The following is an 8,714-nucleotide window of genomic DNA, read 5'->3' as shown; positions in this document are numbered from 1 at the left end:
CCCGATGCAGTGGACCCCGGACCGCAACGCCGGCTTCTCCTCCTGCGATCCCGGCCGCCTGTTCCTGCCCACGATCATGGACCCGGTCTACGGCTACCAGGTGACGAACGTCGAGGCGTCCATGTCCTCGCCCTCGTCGCTGCTCCACTGGACCCGCCGCATGATCGAGATCCGCAAACAGAACAAGGCCTTCGGACTCGGCTCGTACACGGAACTCCAGTCGTCCAACCCGGCCGTCATCGCGTTCCTGCGCGAGCATGAGGACGATCTGGTGCTGTGCGTGCACAACTTCTCCCGCTTCGCCCAGCCCACCGAGCTGGACCTGCGGGAATTCGACGGCCGCCACCCGGTCGAACTGATCGGCGAAGTCCGCTTCCCCGCCATCGGCGAGCTCCCCTACCTGCTGACCCTCGCAGGACACGGCTTCTACTGGTTCCGGCTGCGACGCGCGGTCGCGCCCGGCGCCACCAGGCGATCTTGACCGTGTGCCCCCTGTGCTCCCTCAGACCGACTGCCACTGAAAGGACGTGTCGCCATGCCGAAGACCGCGCTGCACCGTCCGAGCGGCCTCGGCACCGCTCCGCTGCTGACCTCGCTCGCCGAGCTGCTGCGCGCATGGCTGCCGCGGCAGCGCTGGTTCGCGGGCAAGGGCCACCCCGTCACGGACCTGACGCTGGTGTCGACGACCGAGCTGTACCCGGGGTGCCTGCATCTGCTGGTCCGCACCGAACATCTCGGCCCGCCCGCCCACGGCGGCTCCGGCACTCCCCCGCCCGACGACTGCTATCAACTGCTCCTCGGTGTACGGGAGGTCCTGCCTCCCCGTCTCGCTCACGCCTTCATCGGCCGGGCGAGCGCGGGCCCACTGGCCGATCTGGTCGTGTACGACGCCCTCCACGACCCCAAGGCAGCGGGGCTGCTCCTGGAGCGGCTCCGCCGTCCGGGCACGGCGGGCCCGCTGCGCTTCGAGCGCGACCCACGTGTAACGGTGCCCGCCGGTCTCGCCCCGCGTCTCCTCGACGCCGAGCAGTCCAACTCCTCACTGGTGTACGGGGATTCCTTCATCCTGAAGGTCTTCCGCCGCGTCCAGCACGGCATCAACCCGGACCTGGAGGTGCCCTGGGCGCTGGCCCGGCAGGGCTGCACCCGCGTACCCGCTCCCGCGGCGTGGTTCCGGACCTCACACCCGCGGGAGGCGACGCTCGGCGTCCTCCAGCCGTTCCTGCGCGAGGCCGTCGACGGCTGGACCCTGGCGCTCGAATCCCTCACCTCGGGACGGGAGTTCACCGACGAGGCGTACGAACTGGGGCGGGCCACCGCCGAGGTGCACCTGGCGCTGGCCGCCGCGTTCCCCGTCGATGGGCCGAACCCGCGCCAGAGCAGGCGACTCGCGGCCGCGATGAGCGAACGGCTGGACGCCACCGCCGGCTCCGTGCCCGACCTCCGGCCGTACACGTCCGGGCTGCGGTCCGCCTTCGACGCGGTCGCCGCCCTCGACGCGGCGGTCCGGCCCGCGCAGCGGATTCACGGCGACCTCCACCTCGGCCAAGTGCTGCGGGCCGGGCGGGACTGGTCCGTCATCGACTTCGAGGGTGAGCCGGCCCGTCCGATCGCTGAACGCCGCCGCGCCCAGTCCCCCGTACGCGATGTCGCGGGCATGCTGCGCTCCTTCGACTACGCCGCTCGCTCCCGCCGGCCGTGGCGCCCCGAGTGGGCGCAGCGCTGCCGCGAGGCCTACTGCGCGGGCTATGCCGCCGCGGCGGAGTGGGACCCGCGCGAGGAACCCGAGCTGCTGCGCGCGTACGAGACGGACCGGGCCGTGTACGAAGTCCTGTACGAGGCGAGACACCGTCCCGACTGGCTGCCCGTGCCGATGGCGGCGGTCAGACGGCTCGCCGAACGCCGCTGAAGCCCCTCCAGCAGCAATGCCCCCCATTCCTCAATGTCCCCGATGTCCAACCCGCTCCCTTTCCCTTCTGTAGGAGGCTGAAGCCGTGACAGTCCGCACCGCATCGGCCGGCGTTCGGCCGACCGCTTCCGCTTCGCTGGACGCGACAGACCGGGGGCGCCTGCTGTCGGGCGCCCACCACGATCCGCACGCGCTGCTCGGCGCGCACCCGGTGCCGGGCGGCGTCGCGTTCCGTGCGCTGCGTCCGTACGCCCAGGCCGTGGCCGTGGTGGTGAACGGGCTGCGCACGGAGCTGGACGACGTCGGCGACGGCCTCTTCTCGGGCGTACTGCCACTCGACGCGATCCCCGAGTACACACTGTCGGTCACGTACGACGGCACCGAGTCCGAGGTGCGGGACCCGTACCGCTTCCTGCCCGCGCTCGGCGAACTCGATCTGCATCTGATCCGCGAAGGCCGGCACGAGGAACTGTGGAGGGCTCTCGGCGCCCACCCGATGACCCACGAAGGCGTCCTCGGCACCCGCTTCACCGTGTGGGCACCGAACGCCCAAGGGGTGAGGCTCTGCGGAGACTTCTGCCACTGGGACGGCGGCACGGGATTTCCCATGCGTTCGCTCGGCTCCTCCGGGGTCTGGGAGCTCTTCCTTCCCGGCATCGGTGCGGGAACGCTCTACAAGTTCGACATCACCCGTCCCGACGGTACGCGCACATTGCGCGCCGACCCGATGGCCCGGCGCACCGAGGTGCCTCCGGCGACCGCCTCGATCGTGACCGAGTCGTCTTACGTCTGGGAAGACGACGAGTGGATGGCGGGTCGGGGCGCGCGTCCGGTGCACGAGGCTCCGTTCTCGGCGTACGAGGTGCATCTGCCGTCGTGGCGCCCGGGACTGACGTACCGCCAACTGGCCGATCAACTCCCTTCCTACGTCTCCGACTTGGGCTTCACGCATGTGCAGTTGATGCCGGTGGCCGAGCATCCCTTCGGTGGGTCGTGGGGCTATCAGGTGACCGGCTTCTACGCGCCGACGGCCCGCCTGGGCACCCCCGACGACTTCAAGTACCTCGTCGACGCGCTGCACCGGGCCGGGATCGGTGTGCTGATGGACTGGGTGCCGGCGCACTTCCCGCGGGACGACTGGGCGCTGGCCGAGTTCGACGGGCGCCCGCTGTACGAGCACGCGGACCCGCTGCGGGCCGCCCACCCCGACTGGGGCACCCTGGAATTCGACTTCGGGCGGCGGGAGGTGCGCAACTTCCTGGTCGCCAACGCCGTGTACTGGTGCGAGGAGTTCCACATCGACGGCCTGCGGGTCGACGCGGTCGCCTCGATGCTCTACCTCGACTACTCACGCGAGCCGGGCCAGTGGACCCCCAACGAACACGGCGGCCGCGAAGACCTCGACGCGGTGGCGTTCCTCCAGGAGATGAACGCCACGGTCTACCGCCGCAACCCGGGCGTGGTGACGATCGCGGAGGAGTCGACGGCGTGGGACGGCGTCACGCGAGCGACGTCCGACGGAGGTCTCGGCTTCGGCCTCAAATGGAACATGGGGTGGATGCACGACTCGCTCGAGTACGTGCAGCGCGACCCGATCCACCGCAAGTACCACCACAACGAGATGACCTTCTCGATGGTGTACGCCTACAGCGAGAACTACGTCCTGCCCATCTCCCACGACGAAGTCGTCCACGGCAAACGCTCACTCGTCTCCAAGATGCCCGGCGACTGGTGGCAACAACGCGCCAACCTCCGCGCCTATCTGGCCTTCATGTGGGCCCACCCCGGCAAACAACTCCTCTTCATGGGCCAGGAATTCGCCCAGGGCGCCGAATGGTCCGAAGCCCACGGCCCCGACTGGTGGCTCCTCGACCCCGCCTACGCCGCCGAACCCGACCACCGCGGTGCCCGCGACCTCGTCCGCGACCTCAACACCACCTACCGCCACACCCCCGCCCTCTGGGAACGCGACACCGACCCCGCCGGCTTCACCTGGATCGCCGGCGACGCCGCCGACGACAACGTCTTCGCCTTCCTCCGCCACGACGCCGACGGCACCCCCCTCCTCGCCATCACCCACTTCTCCCCCGCCGTCCGCCACAACTACCGCCTCGGGGCACCCGAAGACATCCCCGCCTGGCACGAGGTCCTCAACACCGACGCCGCCCGCTACGGCGGCAGCGACGTCCACAACCCCGACCCCGTCAAGCCAGAACCCCACCCCGCCGACGGCCGCCCCACCAGCATCCAACTCACCCTCCCCCCACTCGCCACCATCTGGCTCCGCCCCGCCTAGGGCGGGCTGCGGCAGGGCATCTACTCCGTCACCAAGGCCTGCGGTCGCAGCCGAACGAAGGCCGCCGCGACCAGCGTCAGCGGAGGCGGACGGCAGGGGAGTCGGGGTCGAGGAGCAGGATCTGGACGCGTCGGGGCGGGCAAACTCTTCGAAGGTGGCGATTTCCGGCTTTACGATCAACGAGTGCGTCCGCTGAAACACGGCTACACCAATCGCACCGTTGGCGACGGAGCAAGCGTGGACAAGACCTACGACGGCCCTGACGCCGCTCTCAGGCTCCATCGCGAGCAGGCCCTGCTGACCCAGTTGCAAGGCCACGTACCCGTGCCCCCAGTACTCCGGGCAAACGAGCTCACCCTCACGCTCGGCTGGGTCTCAGGCACGCCAGGACAGGAGCTCTTGGACACCGGTCACGCGGAGGCGGTCCTCAAGGCGTGCGGAGAGGTACTGCGCCGCATCCACGCAACGTCGGCCGACTTCCTGCGCACCGGAGTGGGTGACACCAGGCAGGTGCTCGTGCACGGTGATTTCGGGCCGCAGAACATCCTGCTCGACCCCCTCACCTTCCAGGTCACCGCAGTGGTCGACTGGGAGTTCGCCCACCTCGGTGACCCCGTGGAGGATCTCGCCTGGTGCGAATGGATCGTACGAATCCACCATCCGGAGCACCTGGACTCCCTCGGTCACCTCTTCGGCGCGTACGCCGAGGGAGTGCCCTCCTGGCCGGTCCGGAAGGCCGCCATGCTCGCCAGGTGCACCTCGCTCAAGGAGTTCTGCCTCCGGTGGGACCCGAACGGTCCGGGCGTTCGCCAGTGGGAGGAGCGCGCCGAGATCACTGCCGGCTGGCAGGAGTGGGGACCAGCCGTTCAGTAGTAGTCGTGCATCAGGTCGGACGCCCACTCCGGTTGCCCGATCTCGCCGCCTCAGGGCGCCGACGGCTTGCCCGGGGTGTCCAGCCACGTGTGGAACAGGGTGGTCAGGTCCTTGCCTGATTCGTGTTCCGCGAGGTGGATGAACTGGGTGGTGGTGCCGTGGCCGTCGCGGCGAGTGGTGGCCCAGGTGCGCAGGATGTGGAAGAACGTCGGGTCGCCGACGGTCGTGCGGAGCTTGTGCAGGGTCATCGCACCGCGGGCGTAGACGGGGGTGTCGAATATGTGCGCGCCGCTGCCGGGGTCGGCGGGCGGGAACGCCCACAGGTCGCTGCTCGCGGGACTGGCGTACAGGGAGTCGAAGGTCTTCTGCGCGCTCTTGCCGCCGTGCTGCTCGGCGTAGAGCCACTCGGTGTAGGTCGCGAAGCCCTCGTTGAGCCAGATGTCCTTCCAGCGAGTGAGGGTGACGGAGTCCCCGAACCACTGGTGGGCGTTCTCGTGCACGAGGGTGCTCAGGTCGGGCGCCGAGTCGTAGACGGGCCGTGTCTGGGTCTCCAGTGCGTACCCGACCTGGGGCGCTCGGTCGACGATCGACCCGGCGGCCCGGAACGGGTAGGGGCCGAAGACCTTGCTCTCCCAGGCGAGTACCGACGGCAGCTTCTTCAGAACCGGCGCGGCGGTGGCCGCCTCCCGGGGATCGACGGCGTTGTAGACCTTGAGGCCGTCGGCGGTGGTGTATTGCTCGACGTCGAACTTTCCGACAGTCGCCGTGGCCAGGTACGCCGCCATCGGCTCGGACTGCCGCCAGCGGAAGGTGGTCCGGCCGTGGGAGGTCTTCTGCCCGAGGAGAACGCCGTTGGCCACGGCGGTACGCTCCTTCGGCACGGTGAGCGTGAAATCGTACGACGCCTTGTCCGTGGGGTGGCTGTTGGCGGGGAACCACGTCATGGCGCCCTGGGGCTCACCCGCCACGAACGCGCCGTCGTCCGTGGGAATCCAGCCGTCGAGGGAGCCGTCGGGGTCGGTGACCGGCTTCGGGGTGCCGGAGTACGTGACGGCGACGCGGAACTCCTGGCCCTTGCACAGCGCGTCCCGCGGGGTGACCACGAGTTCCTGTCCGTCGCGGCGGAAGGACGCCTTGGCGTGGTCGACCGTGATGCCCGTGACCTTCAGTCCTTTGAAGTCGAGGTCGAAGCGGGTCAGTCGCTGGGTGGCCCGGGCGGTGATGACGGCCTTTCCGTCGAGGTGACGGCTCTGCGGGTCGTAGCCGAGGGTCAGGTCGTAGTGGTGGACGTCGTAGCCGCCGTTGCCCGAGAGGGGGAAGTACGGGTCTCCCGCGCCGGAGGAGCCGACGGTCGAGGCCACCGCCGGTCCGGCCCCGACGAGCAAGGCCGCGACGGCGACGGGAACCGCCGCTACAACGGCTTCTCGGCGAAGGACAGTTGCACGTCTGACGGCCTGTCGCGGGTGTGGGGTCACGTTCGCTCCTCCGGGTCGATGGAGATCACTCACGGGCCGACGGTTGATCACTCATGGATTGATGGTTGATCACGCGTGGGCCGACGGTTGATCAGTCGCGCCCAGAATATGAGCGTCGTCGCCCACCAACCCCCTCAATCAGGTCAAGTTAGGGGCCGCACCGAGCCGGCGGGAAGCCGGCCGTTCGTGGACGACCTTCGCCTCATGCCCAAGGTGGCGGTCCCTCAGGGATGAGCTGGTGGACGTCGAAGAGGACCGCGGACTCGACGCCGAGCCCGGGACCGCCCATTCCGGTCGCCCAGGTCAGGAACGGGCGCGGGTCGAAGACCCCCGCGCCCAGCCCCTTGGTGTACTCGGCGTGTGCTTCGAGTGAGGCGATGCCCCGCTCGAGGGGTTCGCCGGTGACGTCGACGCCGTGGGTGGGCTGTTGGGCACCGGCGACGCACACCATCCGGATTCCGTTCCAGGGTTCGAGCCCTTCGTCGGCCAGTTCCGGGAAGATCCAGCGGTTTCCCGCGTCACGTGCCGCGTCCAGCGCGGCCAGGCCCACCACCCGGTGGTCCGCCTGGTTCGTGACGCCCGCGACCATGCGCACGGTGAACGCGCCCGACACCACGACCTCCGGCCGGTGGCGGCGTATCGCGCGCACGATGTCACGGCGCAGCGTCGGCCCGTACTCGACGACGCCGTCGCGATGGTCGAGGAACTCGACGGTGTTCACGCCGACTTGACGGGCCCCCGCCCGTTCCTCGGCCTCGCGCAGCGGCGCCGCCCGGTCGGGGTGCATGCTGTCGATCCCGGCTTCTCCCCGCGTCGCCAGCAGATACGTGACCTGCTTGCCCTGCGCCGTCCACCGGGCGACGGCGCACGCGGTCCCGTACTCGATGTCGTCCGGGTGGGCCGCCACCGCCAGACATCGCTGCCAGTCCTCCGGCAGCACGGGCAGGCCGGAGCCGCCCGCGACGCCTGCTTTGTCCTGTGTGGGATTCATGCCCCGAATGATGGCGCGGGCGCACAGCGAGGAACAGAGGCGCGAAGGCCATGCATCGTGGTGAAGTGTGTCCAGCCGTCCGGCGATCCGACGCCCGTCTGCCAATCCCGACGGCCGACGTCCGATGGCAGATGGCGCACGGCTGACGGCTGACGGCTGACAGCTGACAGCTGACAGCTGACAGCTGACGGAACGTCACAGCCCCGCACACCGCAGAGGAGACCTCTCGTGACCGGCACCTCGCAAGCCTGGCCTCACGCACCCGTCAAGGTCGGGCTCGTCGGCGCGGGCCCGTGGGCGCGCGCCGTGCACGCGCGCGTACTTGCCGCCGGACCCGAGACGGAGCTGACCTCGGTGTGGGCACGTCGGCCCGAGGCGGCCCGTGAAACGGCGGCCCTCCATGGGGCCGGAGTCGCATCGACCTTCGAGGAGCTGCTCGAAGGCTGCGAAGCGGTCGCCTTCGCGGTTCCGCCCGACGTCCAGGCGGAACTCGCGACGCGTGCCGCGAAGGCGGGCAAGGCGCTGCTCCTGGAGAAGCCGCTCGCCCTGGACCTGGCGTCGGCACAGCGGCTCGTGGACGCCGTCGAAACGGCGGGGGTCGCCTCCCAGCTCGTCCTGACGAACCGTTATCACCCGCGGACCCGGCGGTTCCTGGATGCCGCCAGGAGCCTCGACGTCGTAGGAGCACGGTCGTGTTGTCTGACCGGCGCCTTCCTGGGCGGCGACTTCGCGACCCCGTGGCGTCTCGAACACGGCGCTCTGCTGGACCTCGGGCCGCACGTTCTGGATTTGCTCGACGCTGCCGTGGGTCCCATCACCAAGGTGCGCGGCGCCGGAGACCCCCGCCGTTGGGTCGAGCTCACCTGCGAACACGCGAGCGGCGCCGTGAGTCAGGCGTCGCTGTCGGGGTCGGTCGACCTGAAGCACGGCATCATGCGGATCGAGCTGTTCGGCCGGCACCCCGAGCTCGTGTACGACGGAGCCGCGCTCGACCACGAGGAGTCCTGGCCGGTGCTGCGCCGGGAGTTCGCCACCGCCGTACGAACGGGACGGTCCGGCGAGCTCGATGCCCACCGCGGGCTGTATCTGCAGAACCTGATGGCTCAGGCCCTGGAGATCTAGAGCGTTCCCGGCACCGGAAAGCGACGCCGTTCAGGCGAAACGGCGGGC

Annotated in this window: 7 protein-coding genes; 5 read left to right on the top strand and 2 right to left on the bottom strand. The window is 69.9% G+C overall.

From position 1 onward, the window contains the following. The 4 genes from ACZ4WS_RS37250 to ACZ4WS_RS37235 all read left to right on the top strand — a co-directional run. On the top strand, positions 1-481 hold a 481-nt coding region (locus ACZ4WS_RS37250), incomplete at its 5' end, for an alpha-glucosidase C-terminal domain-containing protein (RefSeq protein WP_467987361.1). 54 nt (positions 482-535) lie between these two features. Further along, positions 536-1,909, top strand: a complete 1,374-nt coding sequence (locus ACZ4WS_RS37245; protein WP_467987360.1) for a maltokinase N-terminal cap-like domain-containing protein — start codon at positions 536-538, stop codon at positions 1,907-1,909. 85 nt (positions 1,910-1,994) lie between these two features. After that, complete coding sequence (gene glgB, locus ACZ4WS_RS37240; RefSeq protein WP_467987358.1) at positions 1,995-4,205, top strand: 1,4-alpha-glucan branching enzyme; 2,211 nt, start codon at positions 1,995-1,997, stop codon at positions 4,203-4,205. 183 nt (positions 4,206-4,388) lie between these two features. Further along, entirely contained in the window at positions 4,389-5,078 is a 690-nt protein-coding gene (locus ACZ4WS_RS37235) for a phosphotransferase family protein (protein WP_467987357.1), read from the top strand. Between the two features lie 50 nt (positions 5,079-5,128). Here the strand turns inward: ACZ4WS_RS37235 and ACZ4WS_RS37230 are convergent, their stop codons facing one another. After that, a complete protein-coding gene (locus tag ACZ4WS_RS37230) occupies positions 5,129-6,553 on the bottom strand; it encodes a M1 family metallopeptidase (RefSeq protein WP_467987355.1) in 1,425 nt (474 codons plus the stop codon). Positions 6,554-6,755: 202 nt separating this feature from the next. Continuing rightward, positions 6,756-7,544, bottom strand: a complete 789-nt coding sequence (locus tag ACZ4WS_RS37225) for a PIG-L deacetylase family protein (RefSeq protein WP_467987353.1) — start codon at positions 7,542-7,544, stop codon at positions 6,756-6,758. Positions 7,545-7,772: 228 nt separating this feature from the next. On the opposite strand from ACZ4WS_RS37225, the gene ACZ4WS_RS37220 reads away from it, so the two are divergent. Beyond that, complete coding sequence (locus ACZ4WS_RS37220) at positions 7,773-8,666, top strand: Gfo/Idh/MocA family protein (protein WP_467987352.1); 894 nt, start codon at positions 7,773-7,775, stop codon at positions 8,664-8,666. Positions 8,667-8,714 lie beyond the last annotated feature (48 nt).

The sequence above is a fragment of the Streptomyces sp. NPDC029292 genome, assembly GCF_055569295.1.
The sequence above is the reverse complement of the archived record's forward strand: the minus strand, read 5'-3'. Positions and strand labels throughout refer to the sequence as shown.

What these genes read in the sequence shown, in the direction of transcription:
- ACZ4WS_RS37245 (WP_467987360.1), top strand. Translation starts at nt 536, where the DNA reads ATGCCGAAGACCGCGCTGCACCGTCCGAGCGGCCTCGGCACCGCTCCG.
- ACZ4WS_RS37225 (WP_467987353.1), bottom strand. Translation starts at nt 7,544, where the DNA reads ATGAATCCCACACAGGACAAAGCAGGCGTCGCGGGCGGCTCCGGCCTG.